The 476-nt window shown below is 68.5% G+C and carries 1 protein-coding gene; it reads left to right on the top strand.

Going from position 1 to position 476, the window contains the following annotated elements:
- Positions 1 to 476: amidohydrolase family protein (locus DVK00_RS20855; RefSeq protein ID WP_147435947.1), on the top strand; the 476-nt coding region annotated here is incomplete at both ends.

Below are 476 nucleotides of genomic sequence, written 5' to 3'. Positions count from 1 at the left end.
GCTCCGGAACGCGACCGCGGCCGCCGGAAAGCTGTTCGGCATCCACGCGGGCGAGCGCGACGCCCACGACATCAACGCCGCGTTGGACCTCGAACCGGACTTCCTCGTCCACATGGTCCACCCCGAGGCGCTCCACCTCGAACGCGTCGAGGACAGCGAGATTCCGGTCGTCATCTGCCCGCGGTCGAACCTCGTCACCGACGCGGGCGTCGCGCCGATTCGCGAACTGGTCGACCGCACCACCGTCGCGCTCGGCACGGACAACGTGATGCTCAACAGCCCCTCGATGTTCCGCGAGATGGAGTTCACCTCCAAGCTGGCGGACGTTTCTGCCGCCGAGGTCCTCCGCATGGCGACCGTCAACGGGGCCGACATCGCCGGGCTGAACTACGGTCTCGTCGAGGAGGGCCGCGACGCCAAGCTGCTGGTCCTCGACGGCGACACGGACAACCTCGCGGGCGTCGAGGATGTGGTCC

This window comes from Haloarcula sp. Atlit-47R (assembly GCF_003665985.1).
Classification (GTDB): Archaea; Halobacteriota; Halobacteria; order Halobacteriales; family Haloarculaceae; genus Haloarcula; species Haloarcula taiwanensis.
Note: the sequence above shows the minus strand (reverse complement) of the source record. Positions and strands in the feature narration are given on the sequence as shown.